Raw genomic sequence first — 22610 nt, 5'->3', positions numbered from 1 at the left:
TTGACTATAAGGACTATTATTATGCGCTAATGAGTAGTACATCTCAATAGAGATACCTGATATCCCTATTTACCACGTAAAATATTTTTGCGTAAGAAGCGTGCTGGAGACAAGGCTTGTTGTAAATTTCTTGGCAAAAAACTTACTTCTTGATTGATTAAAGAAGCCAACCATTCAGCGCATAAAGGGATTGTTGTCAAGCCTCGCGAACCAAAACCAGTACAGGCATACAGTCCTGGATAATAGGGACCAGCTTGGGCAATCCAGCGTTTTGAGTTGCTTTCTAATCCAGCATAGACTTTTCTAAATTGAGATGCATTGACGATTCGTCCAACAATGGGTAAATAATCGGTAGTGGTTGCTCTCACTCCAGCCCATTGTTCAATGATTTCTTCAGACCAAGATACTGCCGGCACTAATTGCTGTAATTTGGCTAAATTAAGTAAATCATCTTGATGTTTAATTGAGGATTCTGCCGTTTTTAATTCATAAGTAGCCCCTAAACGATGCACTCCCTGTTGCTGAGGTAAAACGTGACCTACAGCAAATAAAGGCACTTTTAACAAACTACTTTCATGTGTAGAAGTAATGGTGGTCATTTGCCCACGAATAGGTTTTATGGGTAAGTATTCAGCCTCTTTAAATGAAGTAATTTGATAACCATTGGCTAAAATCAATACTTCTGTTTCCCAATCATTAACCTGCCATTGTTTATCATAATGCAGTTGCTCTACCTTTGTATTCGTCACTAAAGAAATTGCTTCACAATTCACTAAAAATTGGCATAAAGCAGGAGAATTTATCCAGCCGGAGAAAGGAATAAATAGTCCTGATTCTTCTAGAGGTAAACCTGATAATTTTGAAGCTTGTTCTGGGCTTACTAAAACGCCTAAAGAGGGATAATACTGTAGCCATTCAAATAAACTGGCTTGTGCCAATTGCTCTTTTTTATTATGTGCTAACAATAAAGAGCCATTTAGTTCGCCGATGTCTGCTTGTTTTAAAATGGATTCATAAGCAGTTCTTGCATACAAAAAGGCACTGAGCATTAACTGCGTTAAAGGCGAAGTATAAGCCGATAATTTTGGAAACAATACCGCTTGTTGATTTGCAGAGGCTCCCATGCCTACCCGATCGTGTTCATCAATTAAAGTAATTTGCCACCCTCGTTTAGCCAAGGCATGGGCAGTAAAACATCCAGCCAAACCTGCACCAATAATAATGGCAGATTTTTTATTATACCGTTCTGGATAACTTTGCTGCCAAGGAGTATGTCGACATTTTATACTTTGAGCAGGTAGCGTATTAAAATACGCACTCACCATATGCCGTTTTTCACCAAAGCCTTTCTTTTTTTCTACTGTAAAACCATTTTGTTTTAAACTTTTTTTGACTACTGCCGCTGCAGTATATGTAGCTAAAGTAGTTCCTGGTTTTGACAATAAAGCAATTACTTTAAATATAGTATCAGACCACATGCGTTCATTTTTTGTTGGAGCAAAACCATCAAGATACCAAGCATCAATAAAAGAAGCTCTAAGCGTAGATTCTAATTGAGCATCACCGCAAATTAACAATTGTTCATAGCATTCCAGTACATCTCCTAACATTAAAGTCAAACGCACTCGATCTTGAGCAAAACTTAGATGATGATATCCAGGAGTTAAAACAGGATACTTAGTTATCAATTGTTGTGCATATTTTTGCACCTGAGGCCAATGTTTTAAAGCGCGTATTAAATCATCACGCATAAACGGGTGTTGTTCGCAAGAAATAAAATGTAAGCATGATGATTGTGGCGCATGCTCTTCCCACAACTTCCAAGCAAGAAGAAAATTTAAACCCATCCCAAAACCCGTTTCACCAAGAGTAAAGGTTTCTTGCGTTAAAGCCTGCCAACGAGGAATTAAATTATTCCCATCAACAAATACATAACGACTTTGCTCAATGCCATTCTGCGTTGAATGGTATATGTCATTATATTCTAATGAAAATGGCAGCTCATCATGCCAACTAAGCGCCGCTGTTTTTATAGGTACAAAAAATTTACTCACATACAACCATTGATTTTGACATTTCTATTTGATTTGTATCCTCACGCGTTAACATGCGCAAACGCGGTACAAGAATAAAAGCCACTATTGAAGATGCAATTGCAAACAACCCTAATAAAAGAAACACATGACTATAACCACGATTAGTCGCCAGAGGAGAAACGCTGTCTTGTCCAACAATCATCCAACTCGAACTATAGCTTGCTAAAGCACCACCGACTCCTGAAGTCAGCATCCACATCCCCATAATGGTACCTTGCAAATAAGAAGGGGCTAGATACCCAATCATTCCATAACCTATGGGAGAAATTAATAATTCACCAGCACTTTGTAATATATAACTTACAACAATCCAGGTAGAATTTACTAATCCTGCATGATTAGCATAAACAATGCCCACCGGTAGGATAACAAATCCTACACCAATACACAGTAAGGAAAGAGCAAATTGGGTAGGAATATTTATTTGTAGCCCTTGCTGACGAAGCCGATTCATGAGAATTCCAAGTAATGGCCCACCAAATGCAATACATACGGTATTAATATTTTGAAACCATTGCGGCGGAATAATCCACTGAGCATATTCGCGTTGTACGTTGTAATTAACAAACATGGTAAGTCCCATGGGAGCTACATGATAGAGCATAAAAAAGATGATTCCAATGGTCATAAATATGACAAAAGCGAATAATTTATTTTGTGCTAATTTAGTAGGCTGTTGTTTCGCTAAATACAAGGCAAAAACAATCATCACTGCTCCAGTAATTAAGACCAATTTCTTTGCCCAATCGGCATTATGCAACAACACACTTAATATAAAAGGAAGAACAAGAATCAGCAATAACCCCACCCTATTCGCTTTTTTTTGTTCTATTTTATTTTTTTGTGAAAATAAAGTGCCTCGATCTGCTAATTGCCTCCAGCAGCACAAACAAAGAATTAAAGCACATAAATTACCTAAGCTACTGATTAAAAAAAGACGTTCATAACTTTGAGTAAGTTGAAATATGCCGCTCATACTAAAGCCAATAAAAAAACCAACGTTCATCCCTGCATAATTGATTAAAAAAGCAGTTTCTCTTCGAGGATCATCGGGTGCGAAACGCTGGGTAAGCATGCAATTTAAGCAGGTAACATTAAGACCCGAACCGGTTAAATAGACAGCAAGGCCATAATACAGAAAATTAACCGTACTGAATGAAAGTAAAATACAACCTATAACTTGCAGCACCATCCCCAGACAAAATAGCGCGCGATTAGAGATAAAACGGCCGCCCCAAAATCCACCCAAAAGGTGTAAAGCGTAGTTAAATGCAACAAATACTCCCATGATACTATGTGCTGTGCTGACCGGAACTCCTAAGTTACTTTCCATGAATAAAACAAGGGTTGAATAAAGCACACTAAAGCTTAAAGTGGAAACTATTTGTATAGCGCATAAAGAAAACACTCCCTCTGGCATTAACTGTATGCTCTTGTTTCTTTTTAATAAAGATACCATTGCTCTTCCTTTAAAGCTTTGAACGTGAGTTTATTTCTATGGACAATGCTTCAACATTTTTATTTATCTCATCAACTCAGTAAGTACCTGCTCCGCAGCTTCTTGCGTCTTACGAATTTCCTCATCTCCATGAGCACTGGAAACAAAACCTGCTTCATACATTGATGGAGCAAAATAAACTCCTTTATCCAACATCCCATGATAAAACTTCTTGAATAATACCTCATCAGATACCGCCACATCTGCATAATCAGTAATTCGTGTTTTCTCAGTAAAACAAAAACCAAACATTCCACCTAAACTTGCAGTAAAGAAAGGTACATGCAAAGATTCAGCCACTGCAGCCAAAGCTTGAATTAACTGCTTAGTTGTATGACTTAACACCTCAAAAAATCCCGGTTTTGCTATTTCATTTAAGGTCGCAAGACCTGCAGCCATAGCTAAGGGATTTCCAGATAAAGTTCCTGCTTGATAAACAGGGCCTTCAGGTGCTAAATGCGACATAATCTCTGCATTTGCACCCAAAGCGCCCACGGGCATACCACCACCAATGACTTTACCCAAAGTCGTAATATCCGGTTTAATGCCAAAAACCCCCTGCGCCCCAGTTAAACCAACGCGAAAACCAGTCATCACTTCATCAAAAATTAATAAAGCATTGTAATGGTCACAAAGCTCACGTAATCCTTTTAAGAAATCAGCATCGGGCATGACAAAACCCATATTTCCAGCCACTGGTTCTAAAATTACAGCCGCAATATCCTCAGGGAATTTCTCAAATAAGGCAGCTGTTTGCTCTAAATCATTAAAATTTGCAGTTAAGGTATGCTCAGTAACACTTTGCGGAATTCCAGGTGTTGAAGGAATTCCCAACGTTAATAACCCTGATCCTGCTTTCACCAACAAACTGTCACTATGGCCATGATAACAGCCATTAAATTTAATAAATTTATTTTTACCAGTAACACCACGCGCCAGTCTAATTGCCGTCATGGTCGCTTCAGTCCCAGAATTCACCATGCGTACTTTTTCAATAGATGGGATTAGCGAGATGATCTTTTCAGCTAATTGCACTTCCAGTTCTGTAGGTGCGCCAAAACTCATACCACTATGAAGCACTTCATTTACAGCAGCAATCACTGCAGGATGACAATGCCCCAGGATTAATGGCCCCCACGACCCCACATAATCAATATAACTTTTATTATCAACATCAATAAGATAAGCACCTTTCCCTTGCTTGAAAAAAATAGGCGCACCACCAACTCCTTTGAAGGCACGTACAGGGGAATTCACGCCACCAGGAATAAGGGTTTGTGCATGTTGAAATAAATCTGTAGAACGAGTCATAAAGATCTCCATAAATTTTGCAGGTATATTACAGATAATTAGAAAATTTGGCAAAAAGGTTTTGACTAGGGTGTAAGCCAAATCGGAGCACAGAAAGTCAACCCATTTTTAGAATTGCAAACACACCCTACTTTACATCCTGACTCACAATAGCTAAATTACCCCTTTTTCATATGAGTACGAACAATTATGCAAGAATACAAAAAATATATTTGCGTTATTTGTGGCTTTATCTACGATGAAGCTGAAGGTTGGCCTGAAGACGGTATCGAACCTGGCACACGCTGGGAAGATGTGCCAGAAAATTGGTTTTGCCCTGATTGTGGTGCTGGCAAGGAAGATTTTGATATGGTTGAAATGGATTAATTTTTATTTCACCACGACCAATAAAACAATGCCCACTAGTAATAAAGTGGGTATTTCATTATAAACTCTAAAAAATAGCGGACTATATTTATTTTGATCTTTAGCAAAATTCTTACGAAAGTGCCCACAGAATAAATGATAAATCCACACAACCCCCACTAAACTCAATTTCGCATGCATCCACCATGCTTTTAGGTAATATTCTATATTATAACTAAGAAGCCATAAGCCCAAACACGTTGTGAGAATCGCCGCAGGCCAAGTAATTCCATAATATAAGCGCCGCTCCATGATTTTAAATCGTTCGCAGCTTAGCACATCATGACTTTCAGCATGATATACAAACAAACGTGGCAAATAGAATAACCCGGAAAACCAAGCAACCATGGTAATGATGTGAAACGCTTTAACATACAACATATTAATTATCAGCTCCTTTTCTATTTTTTTTTCGTGATCGCTTCATTAGGTTTAACCACTCTACGGCCAATGAAAATCCCATTGCAAAATACACATATCCTCTAGGAATATGGAAAGAGAAACCATCAGCAACCAGCACCATGCCAATTAAAATTAAGTAACTTAAAGCCAGCATTTTAACTGTTGGGTGACGATTAATAAATTGACTCACTCCTTCGCTGGCAAAAATCATAATTAAAATGGCACAAGTAATTGCAAAGCTCATCACCCAAAATCGCGTGGTTAATCCTACTGCGGTTAAAACACTGTCCAAAGAAAAAATAATATCCATAACAGCTACTTGGAAAACAACCATTTTGAAAGTTATCTTTTTGAAAGTCATTTTATTGTTGACAGTTGATTCGGAGTCTTCAGTCACATCATGATGAATTTCATCAGTTGCTTTCCAAATTAAAAAAGCGCCGCCGGCAATAAGAAATAAATCTCGCGCAGAAAGGGATAGTTCACTAATGGAGATCAACGGTCGTGTGAGCTTAACCATTTCTACAGCTAATAATAACAATAATAAACGAGTTACCCAAGAAAAAGTTAAACCCCATCGCCGTGCTTTTTGACGCTGATGTTTTGGCAGTTTCTCCGTTAAAATAGATAAAATGACTAGATTATCTATACCTAAAACAACCTCTAAAATGATCAGCACAATCAAACTGGCAGCAATATCTAAAAATTCCATCACACCCTCTACCGTATCTCAAGATGAATCAACTTACACCACACTATACACACATAAACCAATATTTATAAAGACAAAAGATTCACTTTATTGTTTTGCTTCGTTATAATTACATCGGTTTAATTTTATAAGTGAGAAAGTACAATCATCAAATTCATCAAAAAGCTGCTAAAGAGAAATAGAACGCCATCGTGTCCTATTAATACAGCCTACATCATTCCTAGAAATAAGCATTCCATCTCTAAAGCGGACATTAGCAGTAATGCATTAAAAGTGCTTAACCGTTTAATTAGTAATGGCTTTCAAGCATACATTGTTGGTGGTAGTGTCAGAGATCTATTGCTGCATAAAGCCCCTAAAGATTTTGATGTGGCAACCAATGCAACGCCTACTCAAATTAAAAGCTTGTTTAGAAATGGACGCATCATCGGACGTCGTTTTAAGCTGGTTCATATTATTTTTCATCGCGAAATTATTGAAGTGGCCACCTTTCGTAGCCATGTTGCAACAGATGAAAATCAGCAAACCAATGACCGTGGTATGTTAGTTCGTGACAATGCTTTTGGTTCCTTAGATGAAGATGCATGGAGACGTGATTTTACAATCAACTCACTCTACTACAATATTACTGATTCAAGCATCATTGATTTCACTGGTGGTGTTAATGATGTGCATCAAAAACTCATTAGCATCATAGGAGATCCAGTTACACGCTATCAAGAAGATCCCGTACGCATGTTGCGTGCAGTACGCTTTAGTGCCAAGCTCCATTTTAATCTGGCACCAGAAACGGCAGCACCGTTTCCAGCAATTAGCCATTTGATCACTCATGTTTCCAGCTCACGCCTATTTGATGAAATGACTAAGCTTTATCAGTGCGGAAATGCTGAAACAGTACAAAAACTACTCATAGAATACGGTTTGTTCGAGCATTTATGCCCACAAACCGCTGCCTTGCAGCATAACAACCAATATCCTGTTAACGCATTGCTTACGATTGCTCTGGAAAATACAGATATTCGTATTCATGATAATAAACCAGTTACCCCTGCATTTTTATTTGCTGTGCTTTTGTGGTTCCCTATGATTGAACGCTCAAAGCAGCTGCAAGCCTCAGGTATAGAGCCTTTACCAGCAGTAGAAAAAGGCATGTCGCAAGTTATTTCTGAACAAAATAAAATTGTTTTCATCCCCAAACGTTACAGCCAAATTATTCGTGAAATATGGTTATTACAGTATCGTTTTGCGAAACGCCAAGGTGGTAGAGCATTTAATCTCTTACAGCATCCACGTTTTCGTGCCGCTTATGATTTTATGGCACTACGTGCGCTAGCTGGTGATGAAGCAATAGATCTAGCCCAATGGTGGACGTCGTTTCAAGATGCAAGCGAAGAAATGCGTATCAAAATGGTTGCACAACTAAATTCTGACGCTCCTTCAAAACCAAAACGCCGCAGAAAACCAAAGGCGAATAAATGATTATTTGTTATCTGGGATTAGGTTCAAATCAAAAATCACCAGAACGCCAACTCAGAAACGCTATTTACGCCCTTCGCACATTAGAATTTACTGCAGTAACCAAAGTCTCACATTTTTATTGGACTAAAGCATGGGGACTGCATACCCAGCAAAATTTTTGCAATGCAGTTATTGAAATCAAAACACGGCTTTCTCCTTTTCAATTATTAACTGCTTGTCAGAACATAGAGAAAACTATGGGCCGTGTACGTAAAAAACATTGGGGCCCTAGAGTCATTGATATTGATATTCTTCTTTATGGGTATCAATGCATCCACCATAAAAAAAACTTGCTAATTCCCCACCCTCATCTCTTGTCGCGAGATTTTGTCGTACTTCCTTTAAAAGAAATTAACCCACAAGCCCTTCGCAACGCAGAGCATTTGCTTCAACAGTAAGGAATAATATTTTAATAATTGCTCTGATATTATTTTTTCATTACTCACTAACACTCTAAGTCTTAAATCAGTTACACTGCTAAGAAGAAGTTCTATTAATTGCGAAGGATGCGATAATGTACACCAATATTTTATTTGCTACAGATTTACTGAGTGAACATAATCATCTCACTCAAAAAGCAGTTGAAATTGCCAAACAATTTAAAGCCAAATTATATCTTTTACATGTCATTGAACTACCAGCCAGCTTTCAATTAGCTCAAGGCCTTGGTTTTACCGAATTGGCTCAACCAGCAAAAGACGATGCACAAACTGTTTTATCATTACTTGGTGATAATTTTAATATTCCTAAAGAGCAATTATTTATTGATATTGGCTCAGTCAAGGAACATATTTTTAACAAAGTAAAAGAATTAAATTGTCAATTGATCATTATTGGCAGCCATTCAGTTTCAGGCTTACATTCATTATTGGGAAGCACAGCTCATGCTACAGTGAATCATGCTCCATGTGATGTATTGACCTTACGATTGTAGAGACGACCGAGTTCTTTTTAAAAAGCTCCAAGACAAAAAGTAATCATGAAATATGAAGGGCCGGGACTCACTGCCATTAAATTAAGGAATATGGCTGATTGCCTACGTTCTGCGACTTGTTCGCGAAATACAGAAATCTGGCTCCCGCGAACAAGTCGCGGGATGTAGGCAGTAAAAAACTGGCTTAACTTAATGGCAATGCGTCCGAGACTGGCCCCTGTAATTCACGCTAAATAAATATAATGATGTTATAGGGGATTTTTCGAAGATGAGCTTCCTTGATTAGCTAAATCGTGTTCTACTTTTTCCCGATGAGCCCTAACAAATCCATCCATACAGAAATCAATTATCTTATCTTGCATAGTTATCTCATGATTAGCTCGGCTTTTTAATTCTTGAGGAGATACGGCATGCAAGTTTCTATTAGCCGATGCTTCATCTTTTGGCATAAAAAACTTACGTTCATTACGTAAGTTTTTATTCTCTGGTTCTGATTTCTTAGGATCAAACCCGTGCGCAGGATGAGGTTGTGTTTTACTAGGAATAAATTCTGAATCATCCCAAGTAGAGGTTGGCAACTTAAACTTATTCAAAAAACCAGGAGCATCAGGATGCTCAAGCTTTTTTTGCTGATCTCTTAGACCACGATATAAAGAAGCATAGTCGGAGATAGTCTTATCAGTAGCAAAATCTTTCTTCTCTGCATTGGGTTTAGCCTTAGGAGGGTGAATTACTGCATAATCTTTATCTTCCGTTGGTATACGATTAAAGGCTGCTAATGCATCTGCGTTCCAAGGGTGCTTCTTATTTCCAAAAAAATTAGTTAGAGTATCCACTGCAGAAGAATATTTTTGGATTGAACTGAGGGAACGCATGTTATAAATTCTAACTTTAATTCCTAAATTGTGAAAATGCTCTGCCACGAGCGTTCCAACGACGCCTCCGAGAGAATTTCCTAATAACGTAATTCTTCTTGGGTCAGCCCCCTTATCCAATAAATTTTGTACTTGTGCGATTCCATCCTCAACTAACTCATTTAATGCAGTAATCGGAGCATCACTTTTGCTATTATGAACATTACGATAATCAAATGAGGTGATCTGCAAAGTAGTTGAAAAGTTGCTTTCTGTTAGCGCTTTATTTGCCAATTTCCTATACAATGAAGAGGCTAGTGAATAATTGAATTCGAGTGCTTCGTGATAAACTCCTGCATTTCCATTAAATATAACAACATGGTTGCAGACGCTGGGGTCTGACTTCAAATCGCCAACCTTGATCGTATTTGTATCCAATTGAACATTCTTTGATTTTCCATTTTTGTCAGTGCTGATTGGACAAACAAAGAAACGTCGAACTTCATGGCTAGCAGTAATACTGTACTTCGTACCCGCCTTAATGCCTGTAAATATATCTCTTAAATATCCTTTTATACCATCATTATTTCTCTGCATACGTACTTTTATTTGGTTCTCACTCTCTGCATATTTACTCTTTGGACCATAGTCCGTATGTATTGCAGGAACTATGAGTTTGGAAGCATCAAAGAATGAGTAATCTAATGATGACTTAGATATAGGGCAAAATATATACTGTTTTAAAATAGAGTTAACAGATAGTGAATGCTCAAGAACCTCATTAAGATGAAGGATTATTCTTTTATCTATATCTTTTGGCAAATTATTTATAAAAGCAGTGAGTTTAAGAAGAGACTTGACTAAAAGAGATTCTAATTCTTGTTCATCTTTGTTCAATTCTTCTTTCCCTATTTCACATATCTCTTTCCTTATCATCTCATATTCTTCTTTATATTCTTTAAAATCAGCGTTAATCTCATCTAATTTTTTGAAGCTTTTATTAATATAAAAGAAGTTTGGCAAAGACATGATGCACCTTTATTGAGTTAATCTTGTCTGTAATTATAAACTTTTTTTAAAATTTTCACAAATAATTTACATATAGACTTAAATTTAATCTCTTGATTTTCGTGTGGAGCGCTCAGGAACAACCCTGCTGGGTTTGGGAGGGAACATTCCTTATTCCAGATATTTGTTACCTTATCGACCCTTTTTCACCTTTGTTTTGGATTTTGCTTTCATTTTTTTCGACCAGCTCATTAAACGACGCTTTTTATTCACTTGTCGTTGTGACAGCTTATTCTTTCTATCAGCAAAGGGATTTGATCCGCCTCTAAATTCAACTTTTAAGGGAGTACCTACTAAATTTAAGTGTTTGGTAAATTCATTATTTAAATAACGCTTATAACTATCAGGAAGAGCTTCCAGCTGGTTACCATGAATAACAATAATTGGAGGATTATGTCCACCTAGGTGGGCATAGCGAAGTTTTATGCGTCGGCCACTCACACATGGTGGTGTATGCTTGGTCACCAAATCTTGTAATAAGCGTGTTAATCGCGGAGTAGAAAAAGACTGAGTTGCCGAAGCATAAGCTTCATTAATGTCTTTAAATAAAGTACCTACCCCACTACCATGCAAAGCAGAGATAAAACGAATCTTAGCAAAATTAGCAAAATGCAATCGGCGCGATAATTCACTTTTAATTTGCTCTTTATGCTCGTCATCTTGGCCATCCCATTTATTTACAGCGATGACCAAAGCCTTACCAGATTCAATAATAAATCCCAGTAAGTTCATGTCTTGATCGGTAATCCCTTCATTCGCATCCAGCAATAACAAACAAACGTTTGCTTCCTTAATTGCTTGCAAAGTTTTGATTACCGAAAATTTTTCAATTTTGTCATCAATGCGTGATTTTCTTCGCACTCCAGCAGTATCAATCAAGACATAATTTTGTTCATCACGCTCAAAAGGAATAGAAATGCTATCGCGTGTTGTTCCAGGCATATCAAATACCACAACACGCTCTTCACCTAAAATACGGTTGATTAAGGTTGATTTGCCAACATTAGGACGACCAGCAAATGTAATCTTAATCGCTTCATCTTCAGCCTCTTCTTCTATTTGAGAGCTAAACGGCGTAAGAACATCATCAAGCAAAGAAGTGATGCCACGACCATGTGATGACGAAATCGAGTAAATATCAGCAATCCCTAAAGACTGAAAATCAGCGCAAACCATATCCTCATCGCTGTCTTCTGTTTTATTAACTACCAGATACACTTTTTTATTTAATTTTCGTAAGTTGTTCGCAATATTCTCATCAATGCCGGTTAAACCGGAGCGTCCATCAACTAGAAAAAGCACAATATCGGCTTCATTTAAAGCAATGGTCGATTGTTTCGACATCAAGGAATCTACCTCGATGTCATCAACACCGATCCCGCCGGTATCAATAATGATATAAGGCTTATCATCATGATAGGCTTGTCCATATTGTCTATCGCGTGTTAAACCAGGAAAATCAGCAACAAGCGCATCTTGTGTTTTGGTCAATCTATTAAATAAAGTAGACTTTCCGACATTAGGACGCCCTACCAGCGCAATTACAGGGATCATTACATTATCTCACTGATAGTTGATTAAGCATTCCATTATCCGTTGACACATAAAGCGTTTTTCCTACCACGCTTGGAGAGATACTGACACTACTTGATGTTTTGTAACGGCCTAATAATTCACCAGTTTTTGCATCAATAAAATGCAAATATCCAGTCTTATCTCCCACAATCAAATTATTACCAACTAAAGCAGGCTCAGTTAAGCCTCTGGCTTTTAATAATTTTTGCTTCCAGTGCACTTCGCCATTTTGCTTATTGAAAGACCAAAGAACATCACGACTATCACTTACATATAAGGTATTACCACGTAACAACATATTTTTGTAGACAGAGCCAGGTTTTCTCCAAACGAACTGCCCATCAACCAAAGATAAAGCACCGATATATCCTTGATAGCTTCCCAAATACACCACATTGCCATCGACAATAGGATCTGCATCAATATCCACCAAGCGCTCTACATCACTGGCTCCAGAAGCATAAGCAATACTACGCTGCCAGACTACGCGGCCAGTCTTGAGATCTAAAGCATCCATTTTGCCATCAGGGAAACCAATTAAAACCAAGCTCCCCATAACTACAGGTGAAGAACTTGCTTTTAACACGAGATTTGGTGAATCATGTTCAGAAACCCATATTTGCTTTCCATCGGTTGCATTAAAAGCATAGACCTTGCCATCAATTGTCTTGGCAATTACCTTATTATGAGCAATTGCTGGAGGTGAAAAAACTTCTCCGGAAACTTTCTTTTGCCAAACTTTTTTTCCAGTGTTCTGATTTAATAAAACCACTGACGAGTTGGTAGTTCCTATGGCAATATAACCGTTACCAATTGCAGGGCCACTTACTAAGTCATCAGTTAATTGCGTAGTCCATTTTATTTGGCCATCATTCTTTTTAACGGCATGAACTGCGCCACTACGATCTGCAGTATAAATTATTCCACTACGAACTACAGGCTTTAATCTTAAATATTCTCCATTCTTAGAAGATTTCCCTATAGATACACTCCAACCTGGTGATACTTTGACCTTATCCTGGATTTCAGTCAATTCTTTTGGCTTAGGTGTATTGTCTTTACCAAGCATATAATCATCAAGCTTTGAGCAACCTTGCATTGCGGCACAAAGAGCTAAAACAAACAGTCTTAATTTCATAAAATACTAACCTCATTATTACTAACACCATAACTTAACGAGCTATGTTTGTACCAAATAATCCCTAAATATATCATACGGATTGTATCTTTTGTTCATCAGAAACCATGGAGTGCGTCTTATCCGCAACTTCATTAGATTTCATTTCTAGAAATAAATTTCCCATCCCATTAGTTTTTACTTCTTCAATTGCTTGTTTGTAGGAACTCATGGCCTCTTCATATTTACCTGTAGCACCATAAATATCGCCTTTCAATTCATTAATAACAGGCAAATAAGTAACATCAACCACGACATTCAATTCATTTAAAGCATCAGTATAGGCTTTTTCCGCAGATAAAATACGTGCAATACGGATTTTGGCAATTTGCTTTAAAGAATTCATTTTGCTGTTATTTGCAACAGCTTTTAATTCACGTTGCGCTTGCGCCAATTTATTCTTAGAAATATATATCTTAGCAAGTGTCATATGAGCCACATCCGCATAAACAGTGCTATTATGGTCGGTAATAAGCTCGTTTGCATAAGATTTTACTGTTTTGTTATTATGGTTTGATAAGGCAAGCATCATTTGTTCATACGCGATAGAAGCTTGTTGAGTCAACTTATCCTGATGCCAGGTTAGATATCGATAACCGGCAATAGCAAACAGCACTATAGATAAAATAACCGTAATCAGGTTACCATACTGCTTCCACCATTTTTTTATCGATTCTAATTGTTCCTCTTCTGTCATATAAACTGACATAACCCTCTCCTAAGCATTTAACTTATTTTAAATAGTTGTATAAAAATTGATTCAGTGCACTTTGGTCAACTGTAACTTGCTCTGTTTCTTGACGTAAATCTTTAATACTCACTTTTTGATTAGCCATTTCCTCATCTCCCAACACTAAAGCCAATCGCGCCCCGCTTTTATCTGCTTTTTTAAATTGGCTTTTAAAACTGCCACCGACCGTATTGACGATCACTTCAAGGTGCGGATATGTAGCTCGAATTGACTCAGCCATAACAAGCCCTTTAACAATGGCTTCATCACTCGTTCCCATAATAAACATTGAATTTTTTTCAGTTTCTTTTTTTAGCAATTCCAGTGTTTCCATCAAGAGATAGATACGCTCAATGCCTAAAGCAAAACCTACAGCAGGAGTTGGATTACCACCTAATTGCTCTACTAAAATATCATAACGCCCACCAGCACAAATGGTTGCCTGGCTGCCCAGTTTATCAGTAACCCATTCAAAAACAGTATGTCCGTAATAATCAAGGCCTCTTACTAATGCAGGATTAATTACATAAGAAATTTGCAATGCTTCTAAACCATTACAAAAAGCATGGAAATGATCACGGCTTGGGCTTTCAAGCACATCCATTAACTTAGGTGCATTAACAATCAATTGCTGCATTTCTGGATTCTTACTATCTAAGATACGTAATGGATTACGAGTTAAACGACGCTTACTGTCTTCATCCAGTTGATTAAAATGATCATTTAAATATTCGACCAAGATATTTTTATATTTTTGGCGTTCGGACAATTCACCTAGAGTGTTTACTTGCAATTGCACCAAATGAGCAAAACCCAATTCCCTCCAAAACTTGCGACACAAAGAAATAAGTTCTAACTCAATTTGCGGCCCTGGCATGCCTAATGCTTCAACGCCTAATTGATTAAACTGTCGATAGCGACCTTTTTGTGGGCGCTCATGACGAAACATAGGGCCTATATACCATAATTTTTGTTGCTGATTATGTAATAAGCCATGTTCTAAACAAGCTCTGACACAACCTGCTGTGCCTTCAGGTCTTAATGTAATGCTGTCGCCGTTGAGATCATTAAAGGTATACATTTCCTTTTCAACGATGTCGGTAACTTCACCAATTGTACGCTTAAATAATTGCGTGCTTTCAACAATAGGAAAACGAATTTCCTGATAACCATAGTTCAACAAACAATTAATAAAGGTTTTCTCAATATGACGCCATAAACCTGTGCTTTCGGGTAGAATATCATTCATACCTCGAATTGCTTGTATTCTTTCACTCACCAGTTTTCTCCAATGGAGTCATTTCAGGTTTAGGATGCAGTAAGGATTGCATTTTAGAAATATCAGTTAATTTGATTTCAGCTGGCACATTAGTATTTAAAGATAAATCCACTGATGTTGTCTTCTCTGAGAAGATTTGTTGTTGGCTGTCTTGGTTTTTTTGCCACCAAACACCTACAGCGATAATCACCCCTAAGGCAAATAAAATAGTAAACCAACGAATAGCATGCTCTGCCTTATTGGGTTCACGTTTGCTTTGTTGCCATAAAGCGCGCTCAGGTTTTTTCTCAGAAACAAATTGCTGATTGAACACGTCCAAATAAGGCTCAGGAGAAACTTCCACAAGCTTTGCATAAGCTCTTATGTATCCTTTAACAAACACAGGACCAGGTAATAAATCAAATTCATTACCTTCGATGAGTTCAATAATTCGTGCTCTCAAACGTAACTTATTAGCAACAAATTCAACTGTATACCCTTTTTGCTCGCGTATATTTGCAAGTTGCGCTCCAGGATTGATCGTATGAAGAATTGCATTATCATCAAGCGTGGTTATTGTATTCATTATTTTCTCCACTATTATCGAGATTTGGATCTATTTTTTTAAGATTATTGTCATATTCTACAGCTACATCATGTTGACCTACTTTCTCGGCAACGTCCTTAGCTAAGGACAACAATGTTCTATCATTTAAAACTAAATCAGAGTGCTTGCGCAACAATGCATAGGCCTCAGAATAATTTCCAGCTTTAATATCTAATTTAACAAGTTCATCCAAGGAAACTTTGCGTGTAGGATCTTGATTCAATGCCTTGATAAAATATAACTTCGCTTTTTCTGATTGAGAAACGGATAAAGCACAAAGCCCAGCATTTTCGTAAGCACCAGCTGTATGAACATAATGCATATTATTCGCAGCGTTTAAAAAATAATACTCTGCCTTTTTATAATCACCTTGTCGACATAAAAAAGCACCATAATTATTGCTCTGAGCTCCTGCATTAGAAGCCAAGGCTAACGCCTTTAAATAATATTTTTCAGCGCGTTCTGCTTCATTTGTTCGTTCAAAATAATAAGCCATGGCTGAATTAACATCGGGTGATTTGGGTTCTTGCTCTAAAGCCGTTAGAAGTTTTTTCTTAGCTCGTGGTCGGTCACCTTGTTTTAAATATCCCAAACCTAGTTGCACATTATAAGCAGCAGCCTTGCTAAGATCAGGCTTTTTCAAATTATGCTTCTCTGTTTGTTCATTATGCACACATGCTTGTACCAATAAATAAGCAATAATGAATACGAGATAACGCGCTTTTAACACAATACTCACAATAGAAAAGGTTAGAAATGATGAAACGCATTATAACCGCTAACCGATAAATTAAAAATGTTTTGTGATTAATTAACTAAGAAAATATATTGATTTACCATCAGCGTGAGTTCATCATATGTAGGTTGAGCCAAGGCTCAACCTACATATATTGTATTTGATGAAAAAAATTACGCTCTTTCTTCGGTCTCATGAACTTTAGGAATAAAATGTAATTTTTGCCATCTTTGTGAGCGGCTAGTTCTATCCTGAACTTCACCGGCTAATTGACCACATGCAGCATCAATATCATCGCCTCGTGTTTTACGAGTTATTGTATTAATTCCATGTGCCATTAATTTATTTCTAAACGCATCAATTGCTTCTTGGGATGAGCGTTGATATTGCGTCATTGGAAATGGGTTAAAGGGAATTAAATTGACCTTAGCGGGCACATCATGTAACAGTTTAATAAGCTGATTCGCATGCTCTGGTTGATCATTAATACCTTTTAACATCACATACTCAAAGGTTACCTTTCTTCTTGGTTCATCTTTAAAATATTTTTTACATAACGCCATCAATTGCACTAAAGGATATTTTTTATTGATAGGCACTAACTCATTGCGCAATTTGTCATTAGGAGCGTGCAAAGATACTGCTAAAGCTACAGGGCTCACTTCTTTTAAACGCTCTAAATCAGGTAAAACGCCAGATGTACTTAAGGTCACACGACGTTTTGATAGTCCATAGGCAAAATCATCCATCATAATGTTCATCGCAGAAACCACATTATCAAAATTGAGTAAAGGTTCCCCCATGCCCATCATGACCACATTCGTTAAATGCTTGTCATGAGTGCCATTATTGGTTGATAGCTCACGGACAGCTACCCACACCTGGCCAATAATTTCCGCAGTACTTAGATTACGGTTAAAACCTTGTTTTGCTGTAGAACAAAATGAACAGTTCAACGCACAACCAACTTGCGATGATACACATAGAGTACCACGATTTGCTTCAGGGATAAATACAGTTTCGATGCAGTTGCCACATTCAAGTTTAAGCAACCACTTATGTGTACCATCACTGGATTTTTGACAAGTGACAATTTCTGGTAACTCAATAAAGGAACGCTGAGAAAGCTTTTCTCTTAAAGCTTTCCCAAGATTGGTCATTTGCGTAAAATCGGACAAGCCTACTTGATGAATCCATTGCATTATCTGCTGTGCTCTGTAAGGTTGTTCCCCCCAGGAGCTTAAAAGGTCACGCATTTGCTGATAATTGTAATTCAATAGATTAACTTTCTGCTCAGTCATATTTATCCCAAACCTTAAATCTTATCGCTCACACACTTCATGTGGTTCGAAGAAGAATGCAATCTCACGAGCAGCATTTTCTTGACTATCAGAACCATGCACTGCATTCGCATCAATACTGTCAGCAAAATCAGCACGAATTGTGCCTGGAGCCGCTTCTTTAGGATTAGTAGCACCCATGATTTCTCTGTTTTTCAATACTGCATTCTCACCTTTTAATGCTTGGATCATTACAGGCCCAGAAATCATGAATTCAACAAGCGCATTGAAGAAAGGGCGTTCACGGTGAATATCATAGAAATCTTCGGCTTGCTGGTGAGATAATTGAACCATTTTAGCAGCAACGATGTCTAAACCAGCATTTTCAAAACGGCTATAAATTTGACCAATAACTGATTTAGCTACAGCATCAGGTTTAATAATTGACAACGTTAGTTCTTTTGCCATTATGCGCACTCCATAGGGGTTATTAATTAAAGTGCGTTATTATACATGAAATGCATGCTTCATGGCTAATATAAATTCATTTATTCAGGAACAATTACTCATCGCCAATAGTTTTATCGAAATCTAAAGATTCTCTATTATTCGCATCTTGCTCTGGGTCAATCTTGTATTCTGGCAATAACTTAATCAGTTCTAAAATACGAAGAACTGCATTATAAAATTTGCTTCTGTAAAAACTGGCCTGTATCTTCATGTCTTCAGCACGTTCAGCAAAAGACCGAATTTCATCATCAAAATTCAATACAATTTTTAACAACGCAGCGACATTTTTGGTGATCTTGGCTTTAATGTCATGATCAACTGATGTTTTTAATCCTTCAACAATGCTATCAGTAAAAAGAAAAGGATCACTTTGCATCTGAGGATTATTTAAATCACAATGGATTAATGCATGGTTAATTGCTCGACGCACTACCGCTTTAGTTGTTGCATTACTTGCGGCTTTTAATGTGGCCTCAATTGCGGTTACAGATTGTTCTAGCACCACATTAAAATTATGCGTTATGGTGATTAATAACGATTGGCTTGAAGCAATTATATTATTATGCTCAATCTCTTTGTGATGAAACTCTTCACCCAAAGTAATCAAATCCTTACGTTCAGATTCCAAGCTTTCACGAGTACCAACACCTTGAGCTGTCTCATCCTTGGAGCTTTCACTAGATAATAAATAATCAATGAATAATTTTTGTCCGTAGATTAGATAGTCTTTGGCTTGCTGCAGCACAATCCCATTCAGTACGTTTTTAAATGGCACTTCCAGTAGCTTATGATAAAAACTAAATGGACTTTTTATTGCTGTTACCAAATCTGTAGTCGCTATTTTAATTTGGTATCGCCCCAAAATCCGCTCCGCGGTAATTACACCGTAAGTTGAAAACCAGTGGCCTACGTCAATCTCTGATTCTGCTACGCCCATTTCTTATCCAATTTAATTTATTCACAGTATATGATATAAGACTACTTCTTTGAAAGTATAGTGTATTTTCCTGATGTTAAAACGATTAGATGCTGATTTACAAACATTAAATGACTTTCTCCACACCCCAACCTCAAAAAAATGGTTGGAGTATGCTGCGCAAAATGTGCCTTTGTTGCTGGTGGATCATGCGCATTGTGAGCGTAAAGCCGCTGCTACTGCAATAAATTTTATGAGTAAGTATCCTGAAAAAAAAGAATTAGTTACTGTGATGTCCCCTTTGGCTCGTGAAGAGTTACTGCACTTTGAAAAGGTAATCAATATCATGACCAAACGTAATATTGCTTTTAGACCTTTGCCACCATCAGGATATGCTACTCAGATGCACCGACATGTAACCCAAAAAGATTTTATTGAACGCTTATGCGATCAATTAATCAGTGGTGCCATCATTGAAGCACGCTCCTGTGAACGCTTTTATGCCATTATTCCTTATCTTGAGGATGCAGAATTAGCTAAATTTTATGGCACTTTAGTACGTTCTGAAGCACGCCATTTTGAAGATTACTTGCGTTTAGCCAAATTATATGGTGGTAATATTCAACAACGCATTGCGAAATTTTTAACGTTGGAAAATGAATTTATTTTATCAACAGATGCAGTATTTCGCTTCCATAGCGGAGTTCCTGGTGAAGTAATGGATTTAGACTAGCAATCCATCTTCACCTAAACGCTATGGTCTTGGAGCTGGGGCGGGCTCTGGTTCTGGAATTTCTTCTGCAACAGATTGAAATTTGAGCTTGCTTAAATCTTCCAGGAATTTATCGAGTCCCAGGTTTTTGTCATTTTTTAACTCATTGAACTTTTCTTTAGTCAAGATCTTACCGTAATCAGGTGAATTTTTATCTTGATTAATATAAGCACCTATTTCTGGTCCTGGTGCATAACCATGACCAGCCAGCCATACAGACACGAACTTGGTAAATTGAGTTTTCAAACTGCTGACATTGCGATTAGGGTCAAGACTTTTTAATTCTTTAATGTGCAATTTGTTATCGTCGCCTATTGTAACATTATGCAGTATCGTGGGTATATTAACGCGAGGATCACCGCGAACTGTATCCAAAATTTTATGTGCAATCGGATAAAAATAATTTTCACGCACTGATTGCTTAATAGTAAAATATCTTTCACCAACTAATTCTTTTTCTGATTGCGATATCGCAGAAACTAACATCGAAAATAAAGACATTAATGACATCATCGCCGAGCGCCAATCATGGTATGTGGTTTGCTCTAAAACAAGTGCTTCTTCGGCCTTATTCACAACACTATCCCACAGAGTAATCTGATTCTTCCCGCGACTATCCATTGTATATTTTTCATTATACCATTTCATTAGAGCATCTTTATCTTCGGCATTACGCTTCTCTGCCAAATATTTACGATATTCTTCTGTTCGGTTCTCGGCTTCTTTCACGGCGACTTTTTTAGCGGCATTTTCAAATTCATTCGCTACTTCTCGTTTTTTCTCTTCACTCACACTCATTTTAAAGATCCTAAATTATAATGAAAAAACTATATTTGGGTAAAATAAACGCCTTTTGTATTATCGTAACACAATATCTTTGGCTTGTCATCCCAATCACTAAGCACATAGCGCACTAATTCTTCTGCCCCTACTTTATAGGTACTCATGCCTGGTTTATGTGTGTGTCCATGAATTAATTTAGTCACACCATGTTCCTGCATATGCGAAATCACCGACTCAGTCACTACATCCATCTGTTCTAAAGACTTACTGACATTATTCTGACTGCGGCTACGTACCTGAGTAACCAGCTTTTCACGATATTTAAGGGATAAACTTAAAAATAACAGAGGGAAAATCCGATTACGGGTCAAAAGACGAAAACGCTGGTGAGCAATGTCTTTAGTACAATAGCGATCGCCATGTGCCAACATGATTTTTTCATTACCAAGATAAAGAATGGTAGGTTCCGACATCATCGTCCACCCAGTCAATTGAGCAAAAGCCTTACCCAATAAAAAATCACGATTGCCATGCATATAAAATAGATTAATTCCTAATTGCTTTAAGGTATGCAATTGTTCTGCAATCCCCCTACTCCAATCATTAAGAGTATCATCGCCAGCCCAAACATGAAAAAAATCCCCTAGAATGTAGATATTTTTTACTTCATGTTTTATAGCCCATTTAAGAAATGCATCAAAACGCGCTTGAATAGCAATTTCTTTAGGGTGTAAATGCAAATCTGAAATAAAAACAGCTTCGATCATAAGGGCTCAATTTGGATATGATCATCCAATAAATAAATTTGACAGGGTTTATTCAAAGGCTCAATCGCATCACTTAAACGATAAAAACCAGCAATAGATACTAATTCTGCCTCAAGTGACTGACAAAAAATACGTGCTTCTTTATCCCCGGAAATTCCCGCTAAAGCACGACCACGTAAAGCACCATACACATGAATACAACCATCTGACAATAATTCAGCGCCATGACTTACTGAAGACGTCACAATAAGATCCGCACCTTTTGCAACAAATTGTTGTCCCGAGCGCACCGGTGTAGTTATTAGTTTTGTTTTGGTCTGTTCAATAGGATGCGCTGGTTCAATTGAACGCTCAATAATCGGTTTATCTTGCGTTGCGGAAGCATGTAACACAGCTAACTCCTGACATTGTGCTAAAGCATTTTGTAAAGTACTCCCCCCCTGGACGGCCACAGGGATCATGCCGTTGGTTCGTGCAGATTGTAATAAAACATTTAAATCAAACGCTGATTGAGCAACTGAGGAGAGATCAAAAACTACTGGCGTACGCTCGAATAATTTGGGAGCTCGTGCAACAGTCTCTGCTAGTTGTTGCGCAAATATATCGCTATCGGTGTTTAAAACTTGTAAAACAGTAAAAGTGTAAAGACGCCCTTTTAACTTAAATGCTTGGATTTGCGTTGTATTTTCACTCATGAGCAT

Annotated in this window: 23 protein-coding genes; 5 read left to right on the top strand and 18 right to left on the bottom strand. The window is 37.5% G+C overall.

Annotated features, from left to right (window positions below; all coding sequences use genetic code 11):
• Positions 1-65: 65 nt before the first annotated feature.
• The 3 genes from mnmC to hemL all read right to left on the bottom strand — a co-directional run bounded on the left by mnmC (position 66) and on the right by hemL (position 4905).
• The gene (mnmC, locus tag QM652_RS00370; RefSeq protein ID WP_415072159.1) at positions 66-2054 is read right to left on the bottom strand and encodes a bifunctional tRNA (5-methylaminomethyl-2-thiouridine)(34)-methyltransferase MnmD/FAD-dependent 5-carboxymethylaminomethyl-2-thiouridine(34) oxidoreductase MnmC; all 1989 of its coding nucleotides are present in this window, start codon (positions 2052-2054) and stop codon (positions 66-68) included.
• Complete coding sequence (locus QM652_RS00365) at positions 2047-3555, bottom strand: peptide MFS transporter (protein WP_415072158.1); 1509 nt, start codon at positions 3553-3555, stop codon at positions 2047-2049. Before QM652_RS00365 ends, mnmC begins: the two co-directional genes overlap by 8 nt.
• Positions 3556-3618: 63 nt before the next feature.
• Positions 3619-4905, bottom strand: a complete 1287-nt coding sequence (hemL, locus tag QM652_RS00360) for a glutamate-1-semialdehyde 2,1-aminomutase (RefSeq protein WP_415072157.1) — start codon at positions 4903-4905, stop codon at positions 3619-3621.
• A gap of 189 nt (positions 4906-5094) precedes the next feature.
• Between hemL and QM652_RS00355 the strand changes: the two genes are divergently transcribed.
• The gene (locus QM652_RS00355) at positions 5095-5271 is read left to right on the top strand and encodes a rubredoxin (protein ID WP_058535029.1); all 177 of its coding nucleotides are present in this window, start codon (positions 5095-5097) and stop codon (positions 5269-5271) included.
• Between the two features lie 3 nt (positions 5272-5274).
• Here QM652_RS00355 and QM652_RS00350 read toward each other — a convergent pair whose 3' ends face one another.
• Positions 5275-5691 (bottom strand): CopD family protein, encoded by a 417-nt coding sequence (locus QM652_RS00350; RefSeq protein WP_415072156.1) that lies wholly within the window; start codon positions 5689-5691, stop codon positions 5275-5277.
• Between the two features lies 1 nt (position 5692).
• The gene (locus tag QM652_RS00345; protein WP_415072155.1) at positions 5693-6424 is read right to left on the bottom strand and encodes a TerC family protein; all 732 of its coding nucleotides are present in this window, start codon (positions 6422-6424) and stop codon (positions 5693-5695) included.
• A 165-nt stretch (positions 6425-6589) separates the two neighbouring features.
• Between QM652_RS00345 and pcnB the strand changes: the two genes are divergently transcribed.
• From pcnB to QM652_RS00330, 3 genes are all read left to right on the top strand, one after another.
• Positions 6590-7903, top strand: a complete 1314-nt coding sequence (pcnB, locus tag QM652_RS00340; RefSeq protein ID WP_415072242.1) for a polynucleotide adenylyltransferase PcnB — start codon at positions 6590-6592, stop codon at positions 7901-7903.
• Positions 7900-8340, top strand: a complete 441-nt coding sequence (gene folK, locus QM652_RS00335) for a 2-amino-4-hydroxy-6-hydroxymethyldihydropteridine diphosphokinase (protein WP_415072154.1) — start codon at positions 7900-7902, stop codon at positions 8338-8340. Before pcnB ends, folK begins: the two co-directional genes overlap by 4 nt.
• Positions 8341-8456: 116 nt before the next feature.
• Positions 8457-8876: a universal stress protein gene (locus tag QM652_RS00330; RefSeq protein WP_415072153.1), complete on the top strand. Its 420-nt coding sequence runs from the start codon at positions 8457-8459 to the stop codon at positions 8874-8876.
• A 248-nt stretch (positions 8877-9124) separates the two neighbouring features.
• On the opposite strand, the gene QM652_RS00325 is transcribed toward QM652_RS00330, so the two are convergent.
• The 10 genes from QM652_RS00325 to QM652_RS00280 all read right to left on the bottom strand — a co-directional run bounded on the left by QM652_RS00325 (position 9125) and on the right by QM652_RS00280 (position 19608).
• Complete coding sequence (locus QM652_RS00325) at positions 9125-10759, bottom strand: hypothetical protein (RefSeq protein ID WP_415072152.1); 1635 nt, start codon at positions 10757-10759, stop codon at positions 9125-9127.
• A 171-nt stretch (positions 10760-10930) separates the two neighbouring features.
• Entirely contained in the window at positions 10931-12352 is a 1422-nt protein-coding gene (gene der, locus QM652_RS00320; protein WP_415072151.1) for a ribosome biogenesis GTPase Der, read from the bottom strand.
• A gap of 4 nt (positions 12353-12356) precedes the next feature.
• Positions 12357-13511 (bottom strand): outer membrane protein assembly factor BamB, encoded by a 1155-nt coding sequence (bamB, locus tag QM652_RS00315; RefSeq protein WP_415072150.1) that lies wholly within the window; start codon positions 13509-13511, stop codon positions 12357-12359.
• A gap of 73 nt (positions 13512-13584) precedes the next feature.
• Positions 13585-14259 (bottom strand): YfgM family protein, encoded by a 675-nt coding sequence (locus tag QM652_RS00310; protein ID WP_415072149.1) that lies wholly within the window; start codon positions 14257-14259, stop codon positions 13585-13587.
• A gap of 22 nt (positions 14260-14281) precedes the next feature.
• Entirely contained in the window at positions 14282-15562 is a 1281-nt protein-coding gene (gene hisS, locus QM652_RS00305) for a histidine--tRNA ligase (RefSeq protein WP_415072241.1), read from the bottom strand.
• A complete protein-coding gene (locus QM652_RS00300; RefSeq protein ID WP_415072148.1) occupies positions 15552-16124 on the bottom strand; it encodes a helix-turn-helix domain-containing protein in 573 nt (190 codons plus the stop codon). The genes hisS and QM652_RS00300 overlap by 11 nt, the downstream gene beginning before the upstream one ends.
• Complete coding sequence (pilW, locus tag QM652_RS00295; protein ID WP_415072147.1) at positions 16102-16875, bottom strand: type IV pilus biogenesis/stability protein PilW; 774 nt, start codon at positions 16873-16875, stop codon at positions 16102-16104. Before pilW ends, QM652_RS00300 begins: the two co-directional genes overlap by 23 nt.
• Positions 16876-17054: 179 nt before the next feature.
• Positions 17055-18182, bottom strand: a complete 1128-nt coding sequence (gene rlmN / locus QM652_RS00290) for a 23S rRNA (adenine(2503)-C(2))-methyltransferase RlmN (RefSeq protein ID WP_415072146.1) — start codon at positions 18180-18182, stop codon at positions 17055-17057.
• A gap of 21 nt (positions 18183-18203) precedes the next feature.
• Entirely contained in the window at positions 18204-18629 is a 426-nt protein-coding gene (gene ndk / locus QM652_RS00285; RefSeq protein ID WP_415072145.1) for a nucleoside-diphosphate kinase, read from the bottom strand.
• A 94-nt stretch (positions 18630-18723) separates the two neighbouring features.
• Positions 18724-19608, bottom strand: a complete 885-nt coding sequence (locus QM652_RS00280) for a hypothetical protein (protein ID WP_415072144.1) — start codon at positions 19606-19608, stop codon at positions 18724-18726.
• Positions 19609-19681: 73 nt separating this feature from the next.
• Here QM652_RS00280 and QM652_RS00275 point away from each other — a divergent pair, with 73 nt between their 5' ends.
• Positions 19682-20320 carry a tRNA-(ms[2]io[6]A)-hydroxylase gene (locus QM652_RS00275; RefSeq protein ID WP_415072143.1) on the top strand — a complete coding sequence of 213 codons (639 nt, stop codon included), beginning with the start codon at positions 19682-19684 and terminating at the stop codon, positions 20318-20320.
• Between the two features lie 21 nt (positions 20321-20341).
• On the opposite strand, the gene QM652_RS00270 is transcribed toward QM652_RS00275, so the two are convergent.
• The 3 genes from QM652_RS00270 to minC are packed head-to-tail and all read right to left on the bottom strand — an operon-like array spanning position 20342 to position 22604.
• Entirely contained in the window at positions 20342-21157 is an 816-nt protein-coding gene (locus QM652_RS00270; RefSeq protein ID WP_415072142.1) for a hypothetical protein, read from the bottom strand.
• 29 nt (positions 21158-21186) lie between these two features.
• Positions 21187-21909 carry a UDP-2,3-diacylglucosamine diphosphatase gene (locus QM652_RS00265; protein WP_415072141.1) on the bottom strand — a complete coding sequence of 241 codons (723 nt, stop codon included), beginning with the start codon at positions 21907-21909 and terminating at the stop codon, positions 21187-21189.
• Positions 21906-22604: a septum site-determining protein MinC gene (minC, locus tag QM652_RS00260; protein WP_415072140.1), complete on the bottom strand. Its 699-nt coding sequence runs from the start codon at positions 22602-22604 to the stop codon at positions 21906-21908. The genes QM652_RS00265 and minC overlap by 4 nt, the downstream gene beginning before the upstream one ends.
• Positions 22605-22610: the final 6 nt, after the last annotated feature.

This window comes from Legionella sp. (assembly GCF_047605385.1).
Taxonomy (GTDB): domain Bacteria; phylum Pseudomonadota; class Gammaproteobacteria; order Legionellales; family Legionellaceae; genus Legionella.
The sequence above is the reverse complement of the archived record's forward strand: the minus strand, read 5'-3'. Positions and strand labels throughout refer to the sequence as shown.

Excerpts from the sequence above, each read along its gene's own strand:
- QM652_RS00365 (WP_415072158.1), bottom strand. The coding sequence starts at position 3,555 with ATGGTATCTTTATTAAAAAGAAACAAGAGCATACAGTTAATGCCAGAG.
- hemL (WP_415072157.1), bottom strand. The coding sequence starts at position 4,905 with ATGACTCGTTCTACAGATTTATTTCAACATGCACAAACCCTTATTCCT.
- QM652_RS00355 (WP_058535029.1), top strand. The coding sequence starts at position 5,095 with ATGCAAGAATACAAAAAATATATTTGCGTTATTTGTGGCTTTATCTAC.
- QM652_RS00350 (WP_415072156.1), bottom strand. The coding sequence starts at position 5,691 with ATGTTGTATGTTAAAGCGTTTCACATCATTACCATGGTTGCTTGGTTT.
- QM652_RS00345 (WP_415072155.1), bottom strand. The coding sequence starts at position 6,424 with ATGGAATTTTTAGATATTGCTGCCAGTTTGATTGTGCTGATCATTTTA.
- folK (WP_415072154.1), top strand. The coding sequence starts at position 7,900 with ATGATTATTTGTTATCTGGGATTAGGTTCAAATCAAAAATCACCAGAA.
- QM652_RS00330 (WP_415072153.1), top strand. The coding sequence starts at position 8,457 with ATGTACACCAATATTTTATTTGCTACAGATTTACTGAGTGAACATAAT.
- QM652_RS00325 (WP_415072152.1), bottom strand. The coding sequence starts at position 10,759 with ATGTCTTTGCCAAACTTCTTTTATATTAATAAAAGCTTCAAAAAATTA.
- der (WP_415072151.1), bottom strand. The coding sequence starts at position 12,352 with ATGATCCCTGTAATTGCGCTGGTAGGGCGTCCTAATGTCGGAAAGTCT.
- bamB (WP_415072150.1), bottom strand. The coding sequence starts at position 13,511 with ATGAAATTAAGACTGTTTGTTTTAGCTCTTTGTGCCGCAATGCAAGGT.
- QM652_RS00310 (WP_415072149.1), bottom strand. The coding sequence starts at position 14,259 with ATGTCAGTTTATATGACAGAAGAGGAACAATTAGAATCGATAAAAAAA.
- QM652_RS00300 (WP_415072148.1), bottom strand. The coding sequence starts at position 16,124 with ATGAATACAATAACCACGCTTGATGATAATGCAATTCTTCATACGATC.
- rlmN (WP_415072146.1), bottom strand. The coding sequence starts at position 18,182 with ATGACTGAGCAGAAAGTTAATCTATTGAATTACAATTATCAGCAAATG.
- ndk (WP_415072145.1), bottom strand. The coding sequence starts at position 18,629 with ATGGCAAAAGAACTAACGTTGTCAATTATTAAACCTGATGCTGTAGCT.
- QM652_RS00280 (WP_415072144.1), bottom strand. The coding sequence starts at position 19,608 with ATGGGCGTAGCAGAATCAGAGATTGACGTAGGCCACTGGTTTTCAACT.
- QM652_RS00275 (WP_415072143.1), top strand. The coding sequence starts at position 19,682 with ATGTTAAAACGATTAGATGCTGATTTACAAACATTAAATGACTTTCTC.
- QM652_RS00270 (WP_415072142.1), bottom strand. The coding sequence starts at position 21,157 with ATGAGTGTGAGTGAAGAGAAAAAACGAGAAGTAGCGAATGAATTTGAA.
- QM652_RS00265 (WP_415072141.1), bottom strand. The coding sequence starts at position 21,909 with ATGATCGAAGCTGTTTTTATTTCAGATTTGCATTTACACCCTAAAGAA.
- minC (WP_415072140.1), bottom strand. The coding sequence starts at position 22,604 with ATGAGTGAAAATACAACGCAAATCCAAGCATTTAAGTTAAAAGGGCGT.